Below are 24,575 nucleotides of genomic sequence, written 5' to 3' on the forward strand. Positions count from 1 at the left end.
AGTAAGTTCTAGCAGGACTTGCTGATGTTCCCCTGTTAATCACCTAATTTGTAAGAGGCTGAAATCATGAAACGTCAATTCGCACTGGGTCTAGGAGTCGCAGCAGTAATCCTGACTATTCCCTTTGCCAGCAAATTGCCCGTTGTGGCAGGGTTATTTCATTCAGATGTGGCGATCGCCAAAGCGATGCAGCATCCCAAAGTGGCATTAAACCTGGTGGGTGAAAAGCAAATCATCAGTAAGGATGCTCAAGGCAAAGAAGTTATCTCCTGGCAGGGTACAAACCAACTGTCAGTGCAATCGGGTGATGTCTTGCGGTATCGCTTGGTGGGCAAGAACGAGGGCGATCGTGCGGTCAAAAACCTGACTCTGAATCAGCCCATTCCTAAAGGGACTGTCTTTATTCTGAAATCAGCGCAAGCAGTGGTAGCCAGCCAGTCGGCTCAGATCACTTACAGCATTGATGGTGGACGCAGTTTCGTTGCAGCGCCTACTGTGCAGGTCACTTTGGCGAATGGCAAAGTTGAAACCCGTCCTGCACCCGCCGAAGCCTATACCCACATTCGCTGGAACCTTCCTGGCACGCTGGCTGCAAAAGCCCCCATCAGCGCTGAGTACCAGGTGAAAGTGCGTTAGTCGTCACACGCCCTCTAGCGCCTGTGTTGACTGCTAGAGGGTTCGCTTTTCGATTCTGAGATTTTAGCTTACGGAGGGCTTTAACGCTTTCCGGTAGGGTTTGCATGTCTTTTTGATTACCGATGTCACACCTACCCCTTCCCAAAGACTGGCAGCCATTCGCCGCCGCTCTACTGCTTACCAATATGCTAGCCGCGACAACTGTGCGAGCACAAACCCCAGCACCCGCCGCTGCGGCCAGTATTCGGTTGCAAAATACCGCATCGTATCAGTACGACGCAATCAATGCACCCTTGTGCAATGCACAAACGGGGAGTAGTCAGAATTGTGGGTTGACGCAATCCGTGCAAATTCTGAACTCGACGAACCAAATTGGCGGCACGTTTACACCAAAGCTGGTTGACCCGCTGGGCCGCATTGTGGGCTGTGCTGGAGAAGCCTTGAGTGATTACACCGGCTTCAGCATTGCGCTGTATGAATCGGATGCGGCAGACCCAACAGGCATCAATTTGGGGCGGTTGATTTCGCTGACACCAACCGAGGTGCCGGATCAGCCAGGGAATGGGATTGCAGAAGGTCGATCGCCCAACACCGAAAACAGCAATCCCTTCTCGCTAACCAATAGCGATCGCGGCGTTTACAACTTCATGCTGGATGTGCGAAAAGGGCAACTCGATCAGGGACGGTCTTACGTCCTGGTGATCAATCCGCCTCGAAACTCTATCTATGCTCAACGACGGTTCCGCTTAACGATTGGGGCACGCAGCGGCAGTCAGGTGTCCTACACAGCAACGGCGATCGATGGCAAACCGATTAGCAGCGGTAGCAGCAACACCTCAATTACCGACAGCATCACCATTGAAGATGCGGAACAGTCCAGCCTGGTGATTGCCGCTCTCAGTTTTGGGGCAGGTATCTGTCAGGCACAGGAGATTCAAATTACCAAAACGGGCGATCGGGCTACGGCTGAACCGGGCGACACCGTGATCTATCGCCTCATTATCAGAAATCTTGCCAGCGCTCCAATCACGAATCTGACCGTCACTGACACGCTGCCGCTGGGTTTCCGCTTTCTGCCCAAATCAGTGCGAGGCGATTTTCGCGGGTCGGCTGTTCCTATTACGACAGCTCAAAGCGGCTCTACCGTCACCTTTAGCATCGGTACGGCCCTACCCCAAGGCGCAACTGACCCCAGCGCGGTGTTGAACATTGCCTACGCTGCCGTCGTGACCCCTGATGCCATTCGTGGTAAAGGGCGGAATAGCGCGATCGTTCTGGGACAACGAGCCGATAACGGCTTTGGGGTGAAGGATGGCCCCGCTGTGCATCAACTGCGGCTGCGATCGGGCATCATCACCGACTGCGGCACCATTCTGGGACGGGTATTTATAGATAAAAACTTTGATGGTGAACAGCAGCCAGGAGAGCCAGGTGTGCCCAATGCCGTCATCTTCATGGACGACGGGAACCGCATTACCACCGATGCGAATGGCTTGTACTCAGTTGCCAATGTGCTGCCCGGATATCGCACGGGTGTACTCGATTTGAGCAGCATTCCGGGCTATACCCTGGCTCCCAATCTTTACTTCAGTGAACGTAATAGCCAATCTCGCCTGGTGCATCTGGAGCCTAACGGCATGGTGCGGATGAACTTTGCGGTCACGCCTTCGTTTCGGGAAGGGGCAAAGCCATGAAACCGCAGAAACGTCACCCAAAAGTTTGCTGGCTGTGGCTATCCCTAACAACCGAATTGCTGCTGCTGTTTTGCCTCAAGCCCCAAGCGAACGCAGCCACTCCCGCTTTAAACGCGCCGTTTACCAGGGTTGCTCAAGCCGTTACAGAAGAAAAGTCAGCTAGTGAACCTGCTGCTACCCCATTGATTGCGCCCAGTTCCGTCGCTCAACCAGCGCCGATCGCCACTCCCGCAACACGCCCATCTGTTCCACCGCTTCTGCCATCCTCGATCGCCGCTCCCGAAACCATTACACCCACCCCAGCACTGCAAACACCCGCTACTCCCCCTGCTTCCCCTCCCTCCCCTGCCCCCCTCTCTTCCTCCGCCCCCTTCTCCCCCAACGAAATCCGCATTCTCCTACCAGCAGCGCAGACTGTTCTAGATGTCCCTGCGGCAACGGTGATTTTGCAATACACCCAGGGCAGCCAGGTTGAATTGAGCGTGAACGGTACGAAGGTGTCTGACAGCCTGGTTGGGCGCACAGAGACAGACAAAGTGACTGGCATCGTGACGCAAACCTGGTATGGAGTCGCATTAAAGGAAGGCGAAAATACGCTCACGGCCCAGAGTGTCAACAATGGCGTTGCAGGTGTATTGGCGACCGTGCAAGTACAGGTACGCGGTGACGTGCAGCAAATGACGCTCAGCACGATTGAGACAAGAATTCCGGCAGATGGGCGATCGACCGCCACCGTGCAAGGCCAACTGCTGGACGATAAGGGCAACCGCTCCAACCGAGATTCGATCGTCACGCTGGTTGCTTCTGAAGGCGAATTTGTGGGTGCAGATGCCAGCCCTGACCAACCGGGCTTTCAGGTGAAGGCCACACAGGGGCAGTTTACCGCATCGTTGCGCTCTGGCCTGAATGCTAGAACGGTGAACATTCGAGCCGTGTCGGGCACGCTGGAAGCATTTACCCAACTCTTGTTTGAAACCAATCTGCGTCCGTCGATCGCCACTGGTGTCATCGATATTCGCTTTGGCAAACGGGGCACCAACTTCTACGACAGCTTCCGAGATTTTCTACCCGCCGATCGTGACAACCGTTACAAGCTAGACGTGCGGGGAGCAGTCTTTACTACTGGAAAAATTGGCGAATGGTTGTTCACCGGAGCTTACAACAGCCATCGCAACCTGAACGAAACCTGCGACGGCACTACGAGCTTGTTCCGCAATACTCAGTCCTGTGATCAGGTTTACCCAACGTATGGCGACAGTTCTCAATCTACCGTGCTGGCTCCGTCTACCGACAGCCTGTATCTTCGGGTCGAGCGCACGTCACCGATTCTGGGTGCAGGCATCGACTACGCCATGTGGGGCGACTACAACACCGAGGAGTTTGCGCGGCGATCGCAGGAGTTTACCGCTATTACGCGCCAACTGCACGGTCTGAAGGTCAACTACAACCTTGGTAATCTGCAATTGACGGGCTTTTACGGCAATAATGTTCAGGGCTTCCAACGAGACACGATCGCCCCTGATGGCACCAGCGGCTATTACTTTGTCTCCCGGCGCTTGCTCGTCGAAGGCAGTGAAAACGTCTTCCTGGAACTGGAAGAACTCACTCGTCCTGGAACCGTCATTGAACGCAAAACGCTCAACCGGGGCACTGACTACGACATTGACTACGATCGTGGCACGTTGCTCTTCCGCCAACCTGTTCTGCGGACAGATATTGGAACGGATGGGGAAACTCTGGTACGGCGGATTGTCGTCACGTACCAGTACGATACACCCGGTTCCAACAACAGTATTTATGCAGGACGGGCTGTCTACCATCTGTCGCGAGAGCAAAACCGAGAAAGCTGGATCGGTGCCACCTACCTGAAGGAAGACCAGGGCAACCGTGATTTTGAGCTTTACGGAGCCGATGCTCTGATTTCTCTCGGCTCTAGTGCTCGTCTGATTGCTGAATATGCCCATTCCAGCAACCTTTCGGTCACGCTGGGTCGGGTTAGTGGTGCAGCCTACCGTGCAGAACTGGAAGGAGACATTGCGAATGGCATTCATGGGCGTGCCTACTTTCGATCGGCTGAAACGGGTTTTGCGAATAATGCAACCGTAAGCTTTGTACCGGGTCAAACTCGCTATGGTGCTCAGGTCACTGCCAAACTTTCCCCCATCACAGCGCTTCGGTTCCAGTACGATCGTGAGAATAACAGAGGGATTGCACCACGCCAGCTAACTACTCTGGAAGATCTGATCACGCCCCGGTTAGAAGCCGTTCCTGGCTCTAGAGTAGACAACTCGCTGACCACGATTTCTGCGGGTGTTATCCAAAAGCTTGGAGCATCAGAACTGGCGGTTGATTGGTTTCACCGCGATCGCACCGATCATATGAACTCTGCGTTCAACACCACGTCTGACCAGTTGCGATCGCGCCTGACGGTGCCCCTCAACCCACGCCTCACCTTCCTGGCGCAAAACGAAACGACACTTTCTGCAAAGACGGACGCAGTTTATAACGATCGCACCTTGCTGGCATTAAACTGGCAAGCCATGCCCGGTGTCAATGTGCAGTTGGCGCAGCAGTTCTACACGCGGGGACAATTTGCCGGACAGTCTATCACCAGCTTGGGAGTGGCAGGAGACTACAAGCTGGGAGCCAACACCACCGTCAGTGGACGGCTCTCGCTGCTGAGAAGTGCTGATGAGATGACCATGTACGGGACAGCGGGCATCAGTCATCAGATCATCCTGGCACCCGGCCTGAAAATGGATCTGGCCTATGAGCATGTGTTTGGCAACTTCTTTGGCAGAACGGCGGCTGGTAGCCAATTTGCTCAACCGTTTGCGCCGGGTCAGTCGAGTGCGTCCGTTGGGCTGCAATCGGGTGATACCTATAGCGTTGGCATCGCTTACACCGATAATCCCGCGTTTCAGGCCAGCGCTCGTTTTGAGCACCGCACGTCTTCTGAAGGCAGTAATACGGTGATTTCTGCTGCTGCTCTGGGCAAAATTTCGCCTTCTCTGACAGCGTTGTTGCGCTTCCAGCAAGCCAGCGCTGCGAACCAGAAGCTAGCTGGGCTGGGCGACACCGCTACATTGAAGTTGGGATTGGCCTATCGCGATCCAAACGATGACAAGTTTAATGCGTTGTTGCGGTATGAGTATCGCAAGAATCCTTCGACCATTCCTGACACCATTCTGTTTGGTAGTGGCACAGGGTCAGTCGATCATGTTCTAGCTGCCGAGGCAATCTACGCACCTAACTGGCGCTGGGAGTTCTATGGCAAATTTGCCCTGCGAAGCAGCACCTCTTACCTGGCTGATGATTTTGTCAATACGGGACTGGTCACGCTTGGTCAGGTACGCGCCACCTACCGCCTTGGTTATCAGTGGGATCTGGTGGGGGAAGCTCGCTGGATCAATCAACCTGGTGTTGGATACAGCGAGACTGGTTTGGTTGCAGAGGTGGGCTATTATTTGACCCCAAATCTTCGGTTAGCAGCGGGCTATATGTTTGGGCGGGTGGGCGATCGTGATTTCGATGGCAACTCCCGTTCTGCTGGCGGCCCGTATCTCGGTATCACCATTAAACTCAACGAACTCTTTAGCGGCTTTGGTCAACAGCGTGTGCCGCCCCCGCAGCAACAGCCGTCAGTTCCTGTTGCGGCCACTCCTACCAACGACGCTTCGACGGCTCCTGCGATCGCGACTGCCTCCCCTGCTCCCTCCTCTTCCCCACTTCTCACACCCAATATCCCACTTCCTGGAACCGTACCAACTTCAGCCGTCTTCCTGAACCCATAAATAATCACGGATCAGAGTGCCTTTGTGGGCAATATGAAGCTAACGGCTGCTCATCAACAAAGGTGCTAATCAAGGTCGTTGCTGTCGAAGCGAGTGTCCTTAGATTCCTGGTATCACAAAACTCTTGATTCCCATGCCTGTAACTCTTATCCAGTAAAAAAGACGATGAAACCCCCCTTACGCCTTTTAGGAACGCTACTCATTTCGGGCGTATTCCTGGCTCCACAGTTACTCTTGCCGACACAACCTGTACTGGCAGATAAAGCTGGAGTGTGTGCTACACCGGGCAAAGATGGGGTTGCATCTGCTTTAAGCGGTGCGGTGAACACCTACTACCCAGGCACATCGGCAAGTGGTACCAACATCAATGTGAGTACAGCACGCGGTTCAGCCGCCATTCAGCCTGGTGATCTGCTGCTAATTATTCAAATGCAGGGTGCAGATATTGACTCAACAAATAATACTAGCGCAACAAATCCAGGCACTTATGGTGATGGCGACGCATCAAACAACGGCGCTGCCCCTGGATTTATCAACGGCAACTTAAGTAACGGCAACTTCACTGCTGGCAATTTTGAATATGTTGTAGCAACGAATGCCGTCGGGGTGGGTGGTGGCACAATCAATATCAGCACCAGCTTAGTCAACACCTACAGCAACGCCAATAATACAGGTGGTGCTACTCAAGGGCAGCGGCGCTTTCAGGTCATCCGCATCCCTCAATACACCACCGCCACTCTTAGCGGCACCGTCACAGCTCTACCGTGGGACGGGGCAACAGGTGGCATTGTGGCGATGGACGTCGCTGGGACGCTGAATATGGGTGGAGGAAGTATCAACGTTACTGGGCAAGGCTTTCGCGGCGGTGGCGGTCGTCAGCTTTCCGGGGGGGGAGGTGCGAATACAGATGTCCGCACGCTGACGAGTGTAAACACGAATGCTGCCAAGGGTGAGGGCACGGCAGGAACGCCCCGATACTTGTACAATGCAACGACGAGCGCACTGGTCGATACAGGTGTAGAGGGCTATCTCAATGGTAGTAACGGTCGTGGAGGACCCGGTAATGCAGGCGGTGGTGGTACCGATGGGAACCCTGGTTCTAACGATCAAAACTCGGGTGGTGGTGGCGGCAGTAATGGGGGCGTTGGGGGTAAAGGCGGCAACACCTGGAGCAGTAATCTTCCCTATGGTGGTGTGGGAGGCGCAGCCTTTTCGGTAGCAGCGGCTAATCGATTAGTGCTGGGTGGTGGCGGCGGTGCGGGCACCACCAACAACGGCACGGGTACGCCCAATGCTGGGTTAGCCAGTAGTGGTGCCGCAGGTGGCGGGGCTGTGCTGATTCGCACGGGCGCGATCGGCACAGCGGGCACTATTACTGCTGATGGCGCGACTGCAACGCTCATACCAGATAATGACTCCAGCGGTGGCGGTGGGGCGGGTGGTAGCGTCCTAGTCATTTCGCAGAACAACAGTGCAGCAGGTCTCACTATTAACGCACGCGGTGGGCAGGGGGGAACGAATACAGGAGGGGGGGCTCCTCACGGCCCTGGTGGTGGTGGTGGTGGCGGTGTTGTGTTTGCCAGTCCTGGCACCATCACACAACTGATCGGTGGTTCAGCCGGAACCACTGCTGGAGGAGTATTCGGTGGGGCAACTGGCGGGACAGGTTTAAGTGGGCCAGTTAGTGTGGCACCTACAAATGCCACTACCAGCATTGCCGGGGCCACCTGTGTACCGCAGCTCACCGTGACAAAGACGACTAGCACACCGACGATCGTCGCAGGTAATACTGCTACTTATACGATTACGGTTGCCAATGCTACGAATAAAGCGAGCGCGACTCAGGTTGATATTTCTGATGCCTTACCGACGGGCTTTACCTATGCTTCTTTAGGCGCGGTTAACCTGAGTGGTGGTGCTACCCGACCCACACCGACGAATCCTAGTGTAGGTGCAACGAATCCGAGTTTTGGGCAGTTTACTATTCCAGGTGGGGGGCAGGTACAGATTACCTTCACAGTCAATGTGGGGGCGGGTACAACACCAGGCACCTATCAGAACCCAGCCACTGCTACTTATCTCGATCCTACTCGCACGACCGCTACTGGAACGACCACTGCCACGTATAACCCAGCCTCTAGTACCGGAGAAGACGTGACCGTCAGTGCTCCTGTTGTCACGGTAAGCGGCACTGTCTTTAGCGATGCAGATGGCAGCATTACTATCAACGGCAGTGATGCTGGCACCAATGCCGGATCGGCCAGCTTGACGGTTTATGCCGTCGATAGTACGAGCAAGGTCATCAGTAAGGCCACCGTTGCGGCGAATGGCACTTATACGCTCACCAATGTTCCTCAAAGTGCTACTGTGACGCTGCGACTCTCTAATGATGCCACTGTGACTGTTGGGGCAACTGCACCTGCCGTTCCTAGCTTGCCAGCAAACTGGGTCAATACGGGTGAAAACAAAAATGGCACCACTGAAACAACGACTCCCGGTGACATTGCCATCACGACAACGACGACCAACATCACCAATCAAAATTTTGGCATTGAACAACTCCCGAACACGATCGACTTAACGCCCTCGGCTCAAGCCAATCCAGGTGGAACGACAACTGTGCAGGTGCCAACCTTAACGGGAACCGATCCCGAAGACGGAGCTTTGGGCAGCGGCAAGAGTTTCAAGATTGTGACGCTGCCTACTAATGGCACGCTGTACTACAACGGTACTGCCGTTACGACTGGGCAGGTGATCACAAATTACGACCCCACGAAGTTGACTCTCGACCCCAACGATGGCGCGATTACGGTGAGCTTTACCTACGCCGCGATCGATGCCGCAGGCAAAGAAGATCCGACCCCTGCTACTGTAACGATGCCTTTTACCGTTGCAGGGGCCACCCCTCAAATTTTGTTGGTTAAACGCATTACAGCGATGAATGGAGTCAATATTACAACCACTGTGGATGACCCGGGCTCCACCAACGACAATGCTGTCAATTGGCCCACTCCCATTGACGCAACCAGTGGTATCAGCACTTACCTGCGAGGCACAACGAATGGCGGGACGATTCGTCCAGGGGATGTGCTGGAATACACCATTTACTTCCTGTCCAACGGTGGCAAAGCAGCAACTAACATTAGCCTTTGTGACTTAGTGCCGAGTAACAGCACGTTTGTGCCTGGCTCGTTTAGCACTACACCAGAGTCAGGTATCAACCTGACGATCGGCTCTACATCAACCAACCTCACGAACGTCCCCGACAGCGATGGAGGGCAGTTCTTCAATCCCGGAGCAACCCCATCTGTTTCCTGCTCTGCCACCAATACAAATGGAGCGGTGGTTGTAAATGTGGTTAAAAGTCCTGCGACCCTACCCAATGCCACTGCACCGGGAGCACCCAATAACTCCTATGGCTTCATTCGCTTTCGTGCCAGAGTGAATTGAGCAAAGAAATGACTCAAAACGCCTGAGGCTTGGATTCATCCGAGAATAACCCCAGTAAGGGACCCAAAATCGCGCCAAACACAAAGCCTCCCGCGTGTGCCCAATATGCAACGCCACCGCTCTCCATACCAATGTTCATTGGAGCTTCCAAACTCGCTAAGCCGTACAGCGCCTGTTGCAAAAACCAGAAACCCAAAAAGGCAAAGGCGGGTACCCGAAAAGTCCAAAAGAAGAAGCCGAGCGGAATCAGCGTCAAAACCTGCGCTTTTGGGAAGCGTAGAATGTAAGCTCCCATCACGCCTGCGATCGCTCCACTGGCTCCCAACGATGGAATGGCTGATCCAGACGAAAAAAACCACTGGGTGAGGGCTGCCAAAGCCCCGCAGGCAAGGTAAAAAATTAAATACTTGATGTGTCCTAAGCGATCCTCGACATTATTGCCAAAAATCCAAAGAAACAGCATATTGCCAGCGACGTGTAAAAAGCCGCCATGTAGAAATTGAGATGTGAAAAGCGTAATCCACTCTGGTAGGGGTTGAGCGGTAAGTTGCCCAGAAAAACTGGCGGTTAGCTCTCTAGGGACGACAGCCCACACCCGAAAGAATTGCTCAAGCTGAGGCGGCGAGAGCGTTAGCTCGTAGAGAAACACCAGAACATTGGCTGCGATCAACGCATAAGTGACAATCGGCGTAATGCTTGTGGGATTATCGTCACGAAGAGGAACCACGAACTTTTCCTTCTTTGTAGTGATCTAGAAGCGAGAATACTACACTTCCCTTAAAATGAGTGCTGCTCTAAGGACAGATTGCCAAAAAAACCGCCTGGTATACTCAAGTTGCTTTAGAGACGAGATCGTTTCTAGTCTCTGTCACGCTGATGTGATCGATCGAGAGCCAAATCGCTACCAACCTTTCTCGGATTGCTCTAATACATAGGTTGCGACATCTTCAATTTGCATCGCATTTAACCGTCCACGAAACGAAGGCATCGCGTTTTTGCCGTTGGTTACCTGGGTTTTAATGGCTTCTAAAGAGGCCATGCCATACTTCTCCAACGCTTCTTTCTTTAAAGTCTTTTTAGCCAGAATGACGTTATTGCCACCTGTATGGCAGGCAGCACAGGTGGCGTTAAAAAGCTTTGCACCGTTTGCCGCGTTTGCTGCCTGTGCAGGAGAGCCTGCCAGACTCATCAAGAACACGATCGCGATCAGCGCGAGCGATAGTCTCTTCAAACAGGTTTCCTCTACTTGTAATAAGTTTGATAGGAACATCAAATTACGCAGCGCCCTAACCTTGCTTCACGGCTGCTGTACAAGACTTTCATTGCTGTGTAAGACGTGCGAGAAGTATGAGTAGACGATGGAGCGTATTCTGCGTTTCAGCAATGATTCTGAAATTAATTGCCCATAAAGTCAATGTTTCTAGAAGCGAAAATGGAACTACCGCCGAATCCTAGCAGCCAGTTCCATTTCGCCCTAATTGTTAGCCTGCAACGGTGACTTTGCCGACCATACCAGCACCCCGGTGAGGAGCACAGAAGTAAGAATACTCACCAGGTGCGAGATCTTTGGGGATGGTTAACTCGTAGCCTGAGCCAGGAGACATCTCAAGCTGGGGGTGAGAAAGGGATTTTGCCAGTGCTTTGTCATTACCGGGGATGGCTTTGTCATCAAAAATGACGTTGTGAGGAGGCACCTTGTTAACCACCCATTTCACGGTATCGCCAGGCTTGACCGTTACACTGGCGGGTTGGAAGACTAACAGCCCATTGTCAGCGCCCATCTTAACGGTAACGGTTTCGGCAGCGGCTGGCGCTACTGACACGAAAAAGCTACCAACAACAAGTAAAGCAGCCATCAATGTGAGGCAAAGGCTTTTCGTAACAGAATGGATTGATTTCATAGCTCTCTTAAGGGTTTAAAGCGCACATAACACCTTATAGATCTTAAACCAAATCTACGACAGCGCGTCGAAGAAACCAAACGGGTATGCAGCAGAAACAACGAGGCTTGACCAATACTCGCGACGCCTACTGATCTTGAAACTCAGAGCCGCCCCACCCTGGAGCTTTCTGGGCGGCTCTGAGCACAAAGCCAGCCAGACTTTCAATTTGCGCTTGAGGCAACCAACTTTCGGGTACTTGGCGGCACCAAAAGGTTTCTTCGGTACCGTCATGGGTTATCGGTTGCCTGAGATAGGCCACTAGGCTATTGATGGTATCCCGCTGCGGTATCGCGCTCTGCAAATCTGCCAGCGATAGAGAAACGGTTGGATCTGGTAACGTTGCACCACCTACATGGCAGTTTAGGCAGTTGCGCTCAAACAACTGCTTCCCTGCCGAAAGCTCTTCGGGTGTAAACAGGCGCGTCTTACCTTGCTCATCTAACACTAGTGGGACTGGTTCAATGACCCGCAAGTACCGAGCAACATAGGCATCAGCCGCATACACAGGGGAAGCGATCACCAACAGCAGGCATACCCAAATCGCAACGATGAACCGACGAATCCAGATGATGCAGTGCTGCATAAGTTGTTGGTTTCCTTGAACGAAAAAGACCTGTAGTGCCAGCTTGTAGACTTTTGGTAAGTTTACAGCCTGCCACTATAGGTCTTTTGAGAAACGCGAAGGCGTGGTGTCTGCGCGTTTAATAGTAAATTTTACCGCCGCCCCATTTGTCGCCCACTACTTTGGGTTGCAGCAGAATGTGACCTGCGATCGCGACCAGATCATCTTCCGTCAAGTTGCGCATTTCGGGGAAGTTGTCCTTACTCTTGAGGCTAGGATGCACTTCTGCGATGGACTGTGCCCCATCGTAGGTGGTTGGGTCTTTCATGTAGTCCACCAGCGCGTCTACACTATTGCGGGATGGAGTTGCTAATGACAAAGACTCTGGATCAAGACCCACATTCGGGTCTGTTTTGGTGACGCCACCGGCATGGCATTGGGCACAAGCGTACTGAAACAACCGCTTGCCTTCCTTTACTTGCTTGAGGCTCAATTCGAGGGTTCCACCTTTGTCATCAAGCGGAATTGTACGGGTCGCAACATCCAACTCAGCCGCCGAGACGTTACCGACAAACATCTGAAAAGCGAAGAATACAGTGGCTACAACAAGCCAGATGTACCTTTTAAGCATGGTTCTCCTTACTGTGGCTCAGGTATTTGGTTTATTAAGACACCGGACTCAGTTAACGACACCTGGATGCCAGAGAGCACGCTTTAGAAGCAGTTTTCTCGGTAAAGTCCAGTTGTGTTCAACACACAAGCGTCAGGCATGGAAATGATGACCTTCACATCCGCCAAAGCTAGACGAGTCTGGGGGTTAAAATGAATTCCTTTTAGATTGTACAGGTGAAGCGTACCCTCAATAGAACGGTCAAAGTTCTTCACACGTGCAAACAGCATGACAGGCGACTTTGTTGTGACAACACGCTCTCAGCGATCACAACAATGCAGTTTGAGCCATTCCCTGGTTCAATGCCTATGAACAACTTTAGTCACCGCTAAAATCGACAATCAACGGCTTCTTAAGCTACGCCTCTGGAGTTGCCACATGGAGCGAACGGGCACTCGTTAAGTGAACAGGCAGATGCGTCGGTGCGATCGATGGTTGGTGCAGGCAAATGAGTTGCGCCAGTGTTTTCTTTAGCTGCGTCCGAGGCACGATCGCGTCTACAAACCCATGCTCCAGCAAATATTCTGCGGTTTGAAAATCATCGGGCAACTTCTCACGTAGCGTCTGCTCAACCACCCTGCGTCCCGCAAAGCCGATCGTGGCCTTTGGTTCTGCCAAGATGACATCGCCCAACATCGCAAAACTAGCTGTCACTCCACCTGTTGTGGGATGAGTCAGGACTGGAATATAAAGCAGGCGAGCGGCCCGATGACGCTCCAGCGCTCCAGAAATTTTTGCCATTTGCATGAGGCTGAGCATCCCTTCCTGCATTCTGGCTCCACCAGACGCGCAAATAATGATAACAGGGAGGCGCTCACGCGTGGCACGCTCAATCAGGCGGGTCAGCTTCTCGCCCACTACAGACCCCATGCTGCCGCCCATAAAGCGAAAGTCCATTACACCTAGCGCTACGGGCAATTCCTCAAGCTGCCCCAACCCGGTCTGCACCGCGTCCATCAGTTTCAGTTTGTCTTGGGTTTCGCGCAGTCGATCACTGTAGGGTTTGCGATCGCGAAACTTGAGCGGGTCAGTAGCATACAGTCCCTCATCCAATGCAATCCAGGTATTGAGATCGATGAGTTGACGAATACGTTCGTCGCTATACACCCGGATATGATGGTTGCATTCTAGACAAACCATCTGGTTTGTTCGCAGGTCTTTGGTATAAGTCAGCACACTACATGCTTCACACTTAGCCCACAACCCATCTGCAATTTCTCGTTCTTGCCGATCTTTGCTAATGGGACCAGCTTTTTGCCGATTGGCAAACCAATCAAATAATGACATGGTCGCGGTCTGTTCCTTACTAACTCGCTACCTGCTCCATTCCTCCACCAGAACTCTAAACGTGCGATCGGAAGTCGAACAGATAGCCTAATGTTGCTAACTTCAAGCGTTAAGACAATGGTTAGCCTTTTTAAGTTGCCGACTGATCATAGCAGGTTACTTGAACGCTTCTGCCTCTTCACCCAGCGCGTCCATTAGGAGGAGTGCTGTCTGCTCATTCTCAGCTAGAACCTGGAGTGCCGCAGCACTGCCTTGCCCTATGTAAGGCTCGATACCGAGATCAATGATGCGAGCTGATACGCCATGTGCCATGAGCACCTGCTGCATTAGCTCTGCTTCCCAACGAAAACGAGTTGTCTTAATCGTCATCCAAAGTAGGGCTGTTGGCCTACTGTCAAGGCTTTTAACGGTTAAGTCATCCCCTTGTGTAAGCAGATGAGTGATAAATGACACAATACGTACCAATCCGGTATGAAGCATATGTAATGTGTTTAATGGCACGACGTTAATTTCAGCAAAAGCTGGGAACCCTAAGTCAAGACCAAGGTTAGTAAATTACATGAATAGCATCAAAATTTCAGGATTGGTGGGTTCCTCTGAATACGATGCGATCGCAGACGATTCGCTGAAGGACGAAGATAACGCGGCGTGGGTAATGGAGCTGGAGCCTTGCGTGCGTGAGGAGTGGATTGAACGCATCGGGTGGATTCGCCTGATTGATCGACTGGCTGAAAATGAACTGGTAGATTCTGGTAGTTCTGAGTTTCGCAAGTTCTACTTCGGTTGGAAATGGCTCTTGCTCTGGGGGCGAGTGAAACCCGGATGCGCTTATCAGGAGATCCTAACTCGAATTGCTGCCCGCTGGTTTGGAGCCTCCTCTACCCCTGTTGATCGCCTCTCGCTCTGGTCGTGGAACCGCTATTTGAAAGCGATCGCCTGCTATCACGGGCATAACCTCATTGTGGATACGCTGGCTCAGTACGAAACCATGCTTAAGGATTTGGGCGGAGCCTATTTTCAGGTGCTGCCATTTCTAGCACCAGAGCAGTGGCAGGCTGCTTGCTACTTTGGAGCGCTAGACCAGTTTTTTAACAACCTACGCGATATTCAAGAAGATGCTCAGCGTGGCATTTGTTACATTCCCACCGATGTGCTGAACCAGTTTGGGGTCACACGCGAAGAGATCATCCAGCAAACTGCCTGCCAAAACCCTGGCTACTCCAAAATGATGCAGTTTCTACTGGATAGCTACCTGGCAGAGCTACGACAAAAAGCCTACCCTCTCATCACGGCAGACGACTTGCATCCATCTTGGGCGATCCTGCGCGATTGGTCAGTGCATCGCTATCAACGAATTGAGCGCGTTTTCCGCGAATGCAACTTTGATTACACCCAATTTCCTCAGCAGTATTGGTCTGAGGTGCAGCAAGATTTGCCCTTGCTCATTGCGCAAGTGCGCCAGCAATATGGCACGGCGCGTAAACCTACCAATCGCTTTTTGAAGCGCAACACAACCAGGATGCCAGTGTTGCTGCGGACGATCGGGCGTAAAGTGGTTAAGGTTGCTGGAACGGTTCTCAACCGTCCCTCCTTTTCTGGGCAAGAATCAAGCTAGAATTCCCTGCTGTTTGCAGCTACCATCCGAACAATCGTTGCGCTGTAGGATGAACGCTGATGAACCCCTCTTTGAACCAATTAATTGGGCGTGCTGTGGCGATCGCTGCAACGGCTCACCAAGACCAGGTGGATAAAGCCAATGCACCCTACATTCTGCATCCGCTGCGACTGATGCTGCGAGGACAAACGCCTCTAGAACAAATTGTGGCTGTGCTGCATGACGTGGTTGAAGATTCCACCTGGACGCTAGAACAACTGGCGGCTGAAGGCTTTCCCGGCGAAGCGATCGCGGCGTTGGATTGCCTGACGCGGCAGACGAATGAGAGCTATGACGAGTTTATCGATCGCGTGTTGACCAATGCTCTAGCCACACGAGTGAAACGCTATGACCTGGAAGACAATATGACGCTCACCCGTATGACAACCCTCATGCCTAAAGATGTCGAGCGGTTACAGCGATACCATGCCGTCTACCAACGCCTTTTGAAAGCAATGGCTGAGACACAGTCGTGCTAAGTCACTTAGCGAATCAGAGAGCAGGATCTGACTGACTCCTGCCTTCTGACCACTAACAGCCCCAAGCATCTTTGCCGACTTACAACAGCCCGATCGCGTGGAGCGGCCCACGTCCCACAAGGATTTCTAGCAACACGGCAAGAATCCCCAGCATGGCTAGGCGACCGTTCCACACCTCAGCCGACATGGTCATGCCCCACTCCCAGCGCTCCGGTGGATACATCTTGACCTGCTTCTCTGGATGCATCACTTCAGCCAGCTTCAGGTGAGGAGCGTTGATCGCTTCTACAACGAGATCTGCCAGATCATCAATAAAGCCAGGATGGGTATTAAGTGCAGAAACGCGATGGAAATGCTCAATGCCTGCTTCCTCTGCCAGTTCTCGATACTCCATGTCAATTTCTTGCAGCGTTTCAATGTGTTCTGAAACAAAGCTAATGGGCACAACCGCAAGATCTTTCACGCCTTGATCAGCAAGTTCTTTGAGTGCGTCATCGGTGTAGGGCTGGAGCCATTCCACAGGTCCGACCCGGCTTTGATAGGCTAGAACGTGTGGATTAGGTCGATTGAGCGTTTGCATGATGAGTGAAACGCAGGCTTCAATTTCTCGCTGGTAGGGATCGCCTGCTTCCTCGACGTAGCTCACAGGCACGCCGTGGGCACTGAAGAAAACATGCACCTGATCTGGCTCTGGAAACCGGTCTAACTCATGAGCAATCAGATCGGCCATTGCTTGAAGATAGCCTGGGCGATCGTACCAGGACGGAATCGCCGTGTAGTCAATCTTTGCCAGAGTGGGATCTTCGTGCCAAATTTGCTCTAGCAGGCGAAAGCTGGAGCCACTCGTACTAATGGAAAAGTGAGGATAGAGCGGGAGAATTACGAGCCTATCGACTTGATCGCGCTTGATGCGGGCGATCGCTTCTTCCGTATAAGGATGCCAGTAGCGCATACCAACGTATACAGTCGCATCGTGGCCTTTTTGCTGAAGCTGTACCTGAAGTGCTTGAGCCTGTTCTTCCGTAATGCGCCGCAGTGGTGAACCACCCCCAATCTGCCGATAGTTTTCCTGAGATTTTTTGGCTCGTGTGGTTGAAATTAACCAGGCAAGCGGACGTTGCAGCCAGGGAAATGGCAGGCGAATGATTTCCGGATCGGAAAACAGGTTGAACAGAAAGGGACGAACATCTTCCAAATGGTCTGGCCCGCCCAGATTTAGCAGCAATACCCCAAATCGACCCATAACGGCTACAGCTTTTTCTTGCTCTCAGGTTTGTAACTGATTTTAACCTTATGTTTGGAGTAAGGTAGGCGATAGAGTGGCATATCGCAGATTTTCTCTGAAAGTTCGTAACAGAACGTTAATTTTTGGGTGACGATCACGCTAATCTTTGCCCTTCAAGCCGCGATCGTCCTTTTAGAATGAGGTAGCATAAGCGCTTTGTGAAACAGAAAACAATCGACGTTAGCCTTGTTATGACAGAGTTATGACAGATGCCAATGCCGCGATCGATGCCCGTATTAGCCAAACCAATCAGCGCTTGAAAGCTGCTCAGATGGGCTTTCAGATTGAACGGCGGGGGCAAAAACTGGGCTTACGAGGAATGCTGCCGCCGCGCCCCGGCAGTTTACGCCTCAAGCCTACCCAGCAACGGCTAAGTTTGAGTTTGCCAGCCACCCCTACGGGTCTAAAGCAGGCAGAACAGACGGTCAAGGTGATCACAGCTCAACTCATTCAAAATACCTTTGACTGGCGCAACTATGCAGATGGTGCTGGTTGGGGACGACTCGACCAGATGGGGTTGGCGCAACAGGTGGAAGCCTTTAAGCACCACTTTTTGACGGCACCAGCGCGGGTCAGTCATCCTGCTTCTGCCAAAACAACCTGGGAGTCAGCTTATGTTCCCTATCTCCGCAAGCTAGAGGCGATCGCTCAGGCAAATCCTCAACTGAGCTTTGTTGAAGCCCTCTACGCCACCGTGCGTGCCACAGACGATCATTCGCGTAGTCGTCAGATTTGTTGCACTGCGCTGGGTGCCTTTGCGGCCTTCTTAAAGGTAGAGCTACCGATCCACCTCAAAACCTTCTGGGGACACTACGGCGTGAGCCAGACGCAAGCCCGTGAGTTGCCCCCCGATGAATTAATCGTTTCTACCTGGGCGACTATTCCCAATCCACACTGGCAGTTCGTCTACGCGGTCATGGCAACTTATGGGTTGAGAAATCACGAAGTCTTTTTCTGTGATTACTCGGCGCTGCTGCAAGGCAACCCAGAAGCAACGATTCGCGTCCTCAGCACTACAAAAACGGGTACTCATGACGTATGGCCGTTCTATCCTGAATGGGTGGAGTCGTTTAATTTGCGATCGCTCCAGCTACCCACCATCCAAACCGATCTCAGCCAAACGACCCTCCAGCGCATCGGTCAGCGAGTCACCTCCCAATTTCGTCGCTACGGTTTGCCCTTCTCGCCCTACAATCTTCGCCATGCCTGGGCTGTCCGCACGATCCACTTTGGCCTGCCTGATACCGTCGCAGCCCGGATGATGGGTCACTCCGTTGCCGTCCACAATCGCACGTATCATCAATGGCTCACTCACCGCGACCAGCAACAGGCCGTTGAAACAGCGTTGAGCCGAAGTCGGCTGACTGCACCGGGAGTAGGGAGTGGGCCAAAGGCAGCAGCCAGAAGGCAGGAAGCAGAAGGTGGGGAGTGGGGAGTGGGGAGTGGGGAATGGGGCAAAGAACAGCTCAAAACTCAAAACGTTTAACTCAAAACTCTCTCCCTTACCCTTTATGGCAACTATTCTCAGAGACTGGAGTTATCAATATCAGTGGGTTTACGACAGCTTCACGCGGTTGGCAGCGTTGAGTGTAGGTGGAGAGCGTCGGTTTCGGCAATTGGCGTTGGAGGGTTTACCGATCGCCCCTGAAACCACTGTCCTTGATCTGTGTTGTGGCAGTGGTCAGACAACGCAATTTCTGGTGGAGCGATCGCAGCACGTCACGGGTCTGGATGCCTCACCGCTGTCGCTTAAGCGTGCTCGTCAAAACGTGCCGCAGGCAACCTATGTCGAAGCTTTCGCAGAAGCCATGCCGTTTCCCGATGCTCACTTTGATGTGGTGCATACCAGCGTGGCGCTACACGAAATGGAGGCACAACAACTCCAGCAAATTCTAAGGGAAGTCCATCGCGTCCTGCGATCGGACGGTTATTTTGCGCTAGTTGATTTTCACAAACCCACAAACCCTGTGTTTGTACCCGGACTCACGCTCTTTCTGCTGCTGTTTGAAACTGAAACTGCCTGGGCGTTGATCAATGCTGATCTCGCTGCTCAGCTTGAAGCAACCGGATTTGAGCTTATGAAGCAAACGCTCCATGCGGGTGGCAGTCTTCAGGCGATTCAAGCCCAAAAGCGGCCCTGAAGGTGAACGATGGATAAACGCGCATTGCGGAAAGAACTGCTTGCTCAACGCCAAGCGATCGCGCCTGATCTTTGGCAAACGCAGAGTAACCAGCTTTGTGCGCAGTTGCGATCGTCTCCTCTTTTGACCCAGGCTCAAACGGTGCTGGCGTACTTCAGCATTCGGCAGGAACCAGATCTGCGTGGGCTGTTTGCGGTGGAGAAAGTTTGGGGGTTTCCGCGTTGTGTTGGCAAAACGCTGCACTGGCATATCTGGAGTCCGCAAGCATCTCTGCCGCTTCAACCAAGAGCCTACGGCATTCTAGAACCGCATCCAGATTCGCCCATGCTGACACCAGAGTTGGTGGATTTGCTTCTGGTGCCCGCGATCGCCTGCGATCAGCGTGGCTACCGATTAGGCTACGGTGGCGGCTTTTACGATCGGCTGTTGGCCTCGCCTCTTTGGGCAGAGAAACCGACGATCGGCATTGTGTTTGACCAGGCATATCTGCCTGTACTGCCAGAGGATGCATGGGATCGACCACTCACAGCCGTTTGTACCGAAAACGGCCTTTTTCACTCAATGCCCCCCCAAAATAATTCTTACTCACAGCTTGACAGTAGGCTTCAGTAATAGCGATACTGGTTAGCTGGCTGTCTATTCCTGCTCGGAACAGGTCAGGCACACAAAAAGCCCCAAGCAAGTGATGAATTCAGAGTGTTGAGTTACCCACCATTGGTTCAACTCAAAACTCTTAACTCAAAACTTAGAACTTCTTTCAGGCTACCTGTACGGCAACTTTCAGGACTATCTCATGACTACTTACGCAATTATTGAGGCGGGTGGCACACAGTTACGTGTAGAGCCAGGTCGGTTTTATGACATCAACCGCCTTCCGGCTGAACCCGATACTCAAATTACGATCGACAAAGTGCTGTTCGTTCAAGAAGACGGCGATATCAGCGTTGGGCAACCGCTTGTAGAAGGCGCTACGGTTGAAGCGACCGTGATGCAGCACCTGCGCGATCGCAAGATCATTGTCTACAAGATGCGCCCCAAAAAGAAAACCCGCAAAAAGCAGGGGCATCGTCAAGATCTCACCCGCTTGATGATCAATAGCATTAACGTGAGTGGTTCTAGCTCCAAGGCATCCAAGAAAGCCGCACCCGAAGAACCTGCGCCAGCAGACGAGGCTGACGAGAAATAACAAACGTGATCGACCAACAGGTTTGTCTCTAACGCTAGACCTGCTTCGACGACCAATGACCGATGTAAATTAGACTTCTGTTAGAAACGAAAGACTGAGGGAACTATGGCTCACAAAAAAGGTACAGGCAGTACACGCAACGGTCGTGACTCAAATGCTCAGCGCTTGGGCGTTAAGCGTTATGGTGGGCAAACTGTTAAAGCAGGCAACATTTTAATTCGTCAGCGCGGCACTAAGATTCACCCCGGTAGCAACGTTGGTCGTGGTAGTGACGACACGCTGTTTGCATTGATCAATGGCATCGTTACGTTTGAGCGCTACGGCAAGAGCAGGAAGAAAGTTAGCGTTTATCCTGTTGCTGAAGCTGTCGAAGCCTAGATTTCGCAAAGAGCGATTTGCAATGTCTACTCTCAATGCCTCGCTTTAATGGTGATGGGCATTGGGAGTAGATGTTGCTTGCAAAGACACTCAGAGGATGTCTAAGAAGTATGATTAGCAGCGGCTTCATACTGGATGAAACGGATAGATGACGGCTCTCGCTCAAGATTTACCATCCGATGCATCCGTTCCCTATCCGTTGCTCGCTGATCTGTCGCTTCTAAGACATCTTCTCATGAAACTCTGCCGCCACGAAACCCATAGCCTTTAATCAGGTAATAGTTTTTGATCCAGAGGCCGAACCGAGAGATCTCGATCGTGGTTCGTTCTGAGGTGTGATCAAACTGAGCCAGCAATTTCGGTTGTACGGGATGCCAATCGTCTGACAAAAGCAGCGCATTGCGACCTTTGAAGGTGGCATCGCTGGTGTACCAGAAGTCAAATTGATCCACACGATCGGAAATTGCCATCACATTTTTGTTGTTGAGCTGATATGCGAGTGCCGAAGCCGATCGATAATCTGTTGTAGCTAAAAATGGTTCACCACCTACTGATTCGGTTTGGCTTTTGACAACGGCTGCCACCTGACCCCATCCGAACAACATCCGCGAATCTGGATCAGTTTCCTTATCGAATAATGCCGATAGTGGAAAGATAGTGTAATGCACAACTAACAGTATCGCAAATAGCAACCCATAGCATTGTGTAGCGAAGAAAAGGAATTTTTGAAAGTTTTGAGTAGCGCGTTTCGCCGCTTCCCTAGAGAGTTTTAAGTTCTGAGTTGATTCTACTTTTTGGGCTTCTGACTCCTGACTCCTGACTTCTGACTCCTGCTCAAATACTGCTAGCAGCAACGGAAACAACAACAAATATGCTGTGATATTCCAGTAATATAATGCCGCAGAAAGCAGCGAAATTCCTATAAGAGTAACGGTAGATATAATGAATGTCCAAAACGCAACTGTTGGATAAATGGTGTGTATCGTAAGCGATCGCTCAATTCGCCTTAGCCCTCGAAAAAAGCCAACGCAAAGCATCGGCGAAACGAGCAAAATTGAGAACAGCACAAAGTTGAAAAAAGGCGAGAATTTAAGACTAAAACCATCTGATCCAACGCTACGATCGACGTAATAGCGAAACGACTGAAAATCATTAGAAACATTCCACAACACAATAGGAATTAAGGCCGTTAGCACGATCGCCCCTGCAAAATAGAGCCGTCGATCGCGCCACAACGGACGTAAGCGTTTGTCTACTATCAACGTTGCGACAAAACCCAGAACGACAAAAACTGCGTTGTATTTAGATAGCGTTGCCAACGCGATCGCCCCTGCTGCCCCATACAAGCGCCAGCTTTCGCCCCTCCTATTCTCCATATAACTGTCGAGAAAGCAGATGAATAGATACGATGAAACTAATGAAAACGTAATCAGTAAATGATCGTGCCATGCTAGCGCTAAAAATAAAAAATAGAGGGGTGATGCCAGTATTGACAGTGCAACTAGCCAGAACGATGGCTTGTTTCTCTTCCTGTAGAGATAGTGAATAACCTGATAGTAGGTGTAGAAAAAGGCAGCATTGCTCAATAAATTAGGTAGCCGTAATGTGAACGTAGAGCGTCCAAAAATTGCGTTAAAGAGTCCTTGAATCCAGGCTTCTAGCGGTGGATGATCGTAGTAAGAGAGTGCCGGATGCTGTCCCCATAGCCAGTAGTACGCCTCATCAGGATTGGGAAAGGTTGCGAACCAAAAGACCAATCGCAATAGAATAAAGGCTATGAGGAATGGCAAGAACGATCGTGGCATGAGAATAGGCTTCTAGGATTCACGCATTTTGCCAAAACTTCGGAGGTTTCAGCATTGCGGTTGGTTATATAGTCTCAATGCTTGATTAATACCATTTCTCTTTAGTTGAGCTTAGTTGAGCACTCAAAACTCAAAACTGAGAACTGGTATAAAACCTCCGAGGTTTGTCTAAGTCCATACGATCGATACAATTGTAAAGGGCAGTGGACTTCACGATGCCTGACAGTTATGAGCCTCATGCATGAATCAGTATTTTGCAACAGTGGCGCGGGGCTTGGAGACGCTGGCAGCGCAAGAGTTAGAGCAGTTGGGTGCTGATGCGGTAGCGCCGGGGTTTTGTGGCGTCGCGTTTGCGGGCGATCGCACGCTGCTGTATCGCGTGAACCTCTGGGCTAGATTACCATTCCGTATCCTCATGAAACTGCACGAGTTTCCCTGCCAGGATGCCGAGGATCTCTATCGGGGCATTCAGACGATCGACTGGTCGCAGTATCTCACACCCGACCTGACCTTAGCAGTTAAGGCAACGGGCAAGAGTGGGCAACTTAACCATACCCATTTCACGGCACTTCAGGTCAAACGGGCGATCGTCGAGCAGCAGCAAGAACAGGTGGGCGATCGCTCTAATGTCGAACTGCAATCACCGGATGTGCAAATCAGCGTGCATCTTGAACGTGACACCTGTACCGTCAGCCTGGATAGTTCGGGTCAAAGTTTGCACCGACGCGGCTACCGTCCAGCCGTTGGTACCGCACCACTGAAGGAATCGCTGGCAGCCGCGCTCATCCAACTGTCGGGTTGGCAGCCAGAGCAGATGTTTTACGATCCGCTCTGTGGTTCTGGCACCTTACCGTTAGAGGCGAGTTTGAAAGCGCTCAACATTGCACCGGGTCTGTTTCGCGATCGGTTTGGGTTTGAAACTTGGCTTGATGCCGATCTGCCCCTGTTAGAAAAGCTGATTGAAGCAGCGGAAGCCAGCCAGCGAGAAAGCCTTCCCGCGCCGATTTGGGGCAGCGATCGCGATGGCGATGTGATTGAGCAGGCGATCGCCAATGCAACCAATTGTGGTGTGTCGAACCACGTTTACTTCACTGCGATCGACCTTGAAGATGTGGCTGCACCGACCGATAGCGGTGTCTTATTCTGCAATCCACCCTATGGCGAACGGTTAGGGCGAGATAGCGACTTGGGCACGTTCTATAAACGGTTAGGTGATGTATTGAAGCAACGCTTTAAAGGCTGGACAGCCTTTGTGCTGAGTGGCAATAAGGAACTCGCGCAGTCGATTGGACTGAAATCATCCCAACGGTTTGCCGTTTACAATGGCACGTTGCCCTGTCAGTTAATGAAATATGATCTGTATTGAATTCAACGACAAGTATCAGTATTGCAGGCGTATCTTTTTGCCGATTAGCAAGACAGTCTGAATGTCAAAACTTAACAAGGCTAAGCCTGTCCTCAAGCAAGAGATTGATAGCGCTGAATCTGAAAAGAGACGGAAAGATTCTGGTTACTCGCCATCAGCGGCGTGTTATGTGGCAGTAATCTACCTAAGCACTAAATTTTGGGCTTTATGCCGAGTCATTCTGCCTATCTACCCAGATTGGATCT

At 51.8% G+C, this 24,575-nt stretch carries 21 protein-coding genes; 12 read left to right on the plus strand and 9 right to left on the minus strand.

Translation table 11 applies throughout. The features are described 5' to 3' along the window. The first annotated feature begins 66 nt into the window (after window positions 1–66). From AC5JLP_RS06300 to AC5JLP_RS06315, 4 genes are all read left to right on the plus strand, one after another. Window positions 67–636 carry a hypothetical protein gene (locus tag AC5JLP_RS06300; protein ID WP_496067069.1) on the plus strand — a complete coding sequence of 190 codons (570 nt, stop codon included), beginning with the start codon at window positions 67–69 and terminating at the stop codon, window positions 634–636. A 122-nt stretch (window positions 637–758) separates the two neighbouring features. Continuing rightward, window positions 759–2,330: a hypothetical protein gene (locus AC5JLP_RS06305; protein ID WP_496067070.1), complete on the plus strand. Its 1,572-nt coding sequence runs from the start codon at window positions 759–761 to the stop codon at window positions 2,328–2,330. Then, entirely contained in the window at window positions 2,327–6,124 is a 3,798-nt protein-coding gene (locus AC5JLP_RS06310; protein ID WP_496067071.1) for a TonB-dependent receptor, read from the plus strand. Before AC5JLP_RS06305 ends, AC5JLP_RS06310 begins: the two co-directional genes overlap by 4 nt. 165 nt (window positions 6,125–6,289) lie before the next feature. After that, the gene (locus tag AC5JLP_RS06315; RefSeq protein ID WP_496067072.1) at window positions 6,290–9,574 is read left to right on the plus strand and encodes a beta strand repeat-containing protein; all 3,285 of its coding nucleotides are present in this window, start codon (window positions 6,290–6,292) and stop codon (window positions 9,572–9,574) included. A gap of 13 nt (window positions 9,575–9,587) precedes the next feature. Here the strand turns inward: AC5JLP_RS06315 and AC5JLP_RS06320 are convergent, their stop codons facing one another. From AC5JLP_RS06320 to AC5JLP_RS06350, 7 genes are all read right to left on the minus strand, one after another. Further along, window positions 9,588–10,301 carry a rhomboid family intramembrane serine protease gene (locus AC5JLP_RS06320; RefSeq protein WP_496067073.1) on the minus strand — a complete coding sequence of 238 codons (714 nt, stop codon included), beginning with the start codon at window positions 10,299–10,301 and terminating at the stop codon, window positions 9,588–9,590. Between the two features lie 174 nt (window positions 10,302–10,475). Then, window positions 10,476–10,805, minus strand: coding sequence for a cytochrome c6 PetJ (gene petJ / locus AC5JLP_RS06325; RefSeq protein ID WP_496067074.1), 330 nt, complete (start codon window positions 10,803–10,805; stop codon window positions 10,476–10,478). 250 nt (window positions 10,806–11,055) lie between these two features. Continuing rightward, entirely contained in the window at window positions 11,056–11,430 is a 375-nt protein-coding gene (gene petE / locus AC5JLP_RS06330; protein WP_496067075.1) for a plastocyanin, read from the minus strand. Window positions 11,431–11,602: 172 nt separating this feature from the next. Next, window positions 11,603–12,100 (minus strand): photosystem II cytochrome PsbV2, encoded by a 498-nt coding sequence (gene psbV2 / locus AC5JLP_RS06335; protein WP_496067076.1) that lies wholly within the window; start codon window positions 12,098–12,100, stop codon window positions 11,603–11,605. A gap of 118 nt (window positions 12,101–12,218) precedes the next feature. Then, window positions 12,219–12,710, minus strand: coding sequence for a photosystem II cytochrome c-550 (gene psbV, locus AC5JLP_RS06340; RefSeq protein ID WP_496067077.1), 492 nt, complete (start codon window positions 12,708–12,710; stop codon window positions 12,219–12,221). Between the two features lie 396 nt (window positions 12,711–13,106). Then, window positions 13,107–14,036 (minus strand): acetyl-CoA carboxylase, carboxyltransferase subunit beta, encoded by a 930-nt coding sequence (gene accD / locus AC5JLP_RS06345; RefSeq protein ID WP_496067078.1) that lies wholly within the window; start codon window positions 14,034–14,036, stop codon window positions 13,107–13,109. Between the two features lie 156 nt (window positions 14,037–14,192). Beyond that, the gene (locus AC5JLP_RS06350; protein ID WP_496067079.1) at window positions 14,193–14,405 is read right to left on the minus strand and encodes a hypothetical protein; all 213 of its coding nucleotides are present in this window, start codon (window positions 14,403–14,405) and stop codon (window positions 14,193–14,195) included. Between the two features lie 190 nt (window positions 14,406–14,595). Between AC5JLP_RS06350 and AC5JLP_RS06355 the strand changes: the two genes are divergently transcribed. Beyond that, the gene (locus AC5JLP_RS06355) at window positions 14,596–15,651 is read left to right on the plus strand and encodes a squalene/phytoene synthase family protein (RefSeq protein WP_496067080.1); all 1,056 of its coding nucleotides are present in this window, start codon (window positions 14,596–14,598) and stop codon (window positions 15,649–15,651) included. A gap of 59 nt (window positions 15,652–15,710) precedes the next feature. After that, window positions 15,711–16,169 (plus strand): phosphohydrolase, encoded by a 459-nt coding sequence (locus AC5JLP_RS06360; protein WP_496067081.1) that lies wholly within the window; start codon window positions 15,711–15,713, stop codon window positions 16,167–16,169. Window positions 16,170–16,248: 79 nt separating this feature from the next. On the opposite strand, the gene hemH is transcribed toward AC5JLP_RS06360, so the two are convergent. Beyond that, the gene (gene hemH / locus AC5JLP_RS06365) at window positions 16,249–17,412 is read right to left on the minus strand and encodes a ferrochelatase (RefSeq protein WP_496067082.1); all 1,164 of its coding nucleotides are present in this window, start codon (window positions 17,410–17,412) and stop codon (window positions 16,249–16,251) included. A 244-nt stretch (window positions 17,413–17,656) separates the two neighbouring features. Between hemH and AC5JLP_RS06370 the strand changes: the two genes are divergently transcribed. From AC5JLP_RS06370 to rpmA, 5 genes are all read left to right on the plus strand, one after another. After that, a complete protein-coding gene (locus tag AC5JLP_RS06370; protein WP_496067083.1) occupies window positions 17,657–18,940 on the plus strand; it encodes a site-specific integrase in 1,284 nt (427 codons plus the stop codon). 25 nt (window positions 18,941–18,965) lie between these two features. Further along, on the plus strand, window positions 18,966–19,595 hold the full coding sequence (locus AC5JLP_RS06375; protein ID WP_496067084.1) for a class I SAM-dependent methyltransferase: 630 nt from the start codon (window positions 18,966–18,968) through the stop codon (window positions 19,593–19,595). A 9-nt stretch (window positions 19,596–19,604) separates the two neighbouring features. Next, window positions 19,605–20,207: a 5-formyltetrahydrofolate cyclo-ligase gene (locus AC5JLP_RS06380; RefSeq protein WP_496067085.1), complete on the plus strand. Its 603-nt coding sequence runs from the start codon at window positions 19,605–19,607 to the stop codon at window positions 20,205–20,207. Between the two features lie 181 nt (window positions 20,208–20,388). Continuing rightward, a complete protein-coding gene (rplU, locus tag AC5JLP_RS06385) occupies window positions 20,389–20,781 on the plus strand; it encodes a 50S ribosomal protein L21 (RefSeq protein WP_496067086.1) in 393 nt (130 codons plus the stop codon). 105 nt (window positions 20,782–20,886) lie between these two features. Then, window positions 20,887–21,159, plus strand: a complete 273-nt coding sequence (gene rpmA, locus AC5JLP_RS06390) for a 50S ribosomal protein L27 (protein ID WP_496067087.1) — start codon at window positions 20,887–20,889, stop codon at window positions 21,157–21,159. A 233-nt stretch (window positions 21,160–21,392) separates the two neighbouring features. Here rpmA and AC5JLP_RS06395 read toward each other — a convergent pair whose 3' ends face one another. Next, window positions 21,393–22,964, minus strand: a complete 1,572-nt coding sequence (locus AC5JLP_RS06395; protein ID WP_496067088.1) for an ArnT family glycosyltransferase — start codon at window positions 22,962–22,964, stop codon at window positions 21,393–21,395. Window positions 22,965–23,205: 241 nt separating this feature from the next. Here AC5JLP_RS06395 and AC5JLP_RS06400 point away from each other — a divergent pair, with 241 nt between their 5' ends. Continuing rightward, entirely contained in the window at window positions 23,206–24,330 is a 1,125-nt protein-coding gene (locus tag AC5JLP_RS06400) for a THUMP domain-containing class I SAM-dependent RNA methyltransferase (protein ID WP_496067089.1), read from the plus strand. Window positions 24,331–24,575 lie beyond the last annotated feature (245 nt).

The organism is Stenomitos rutilans (assembly GCF_059505485.1).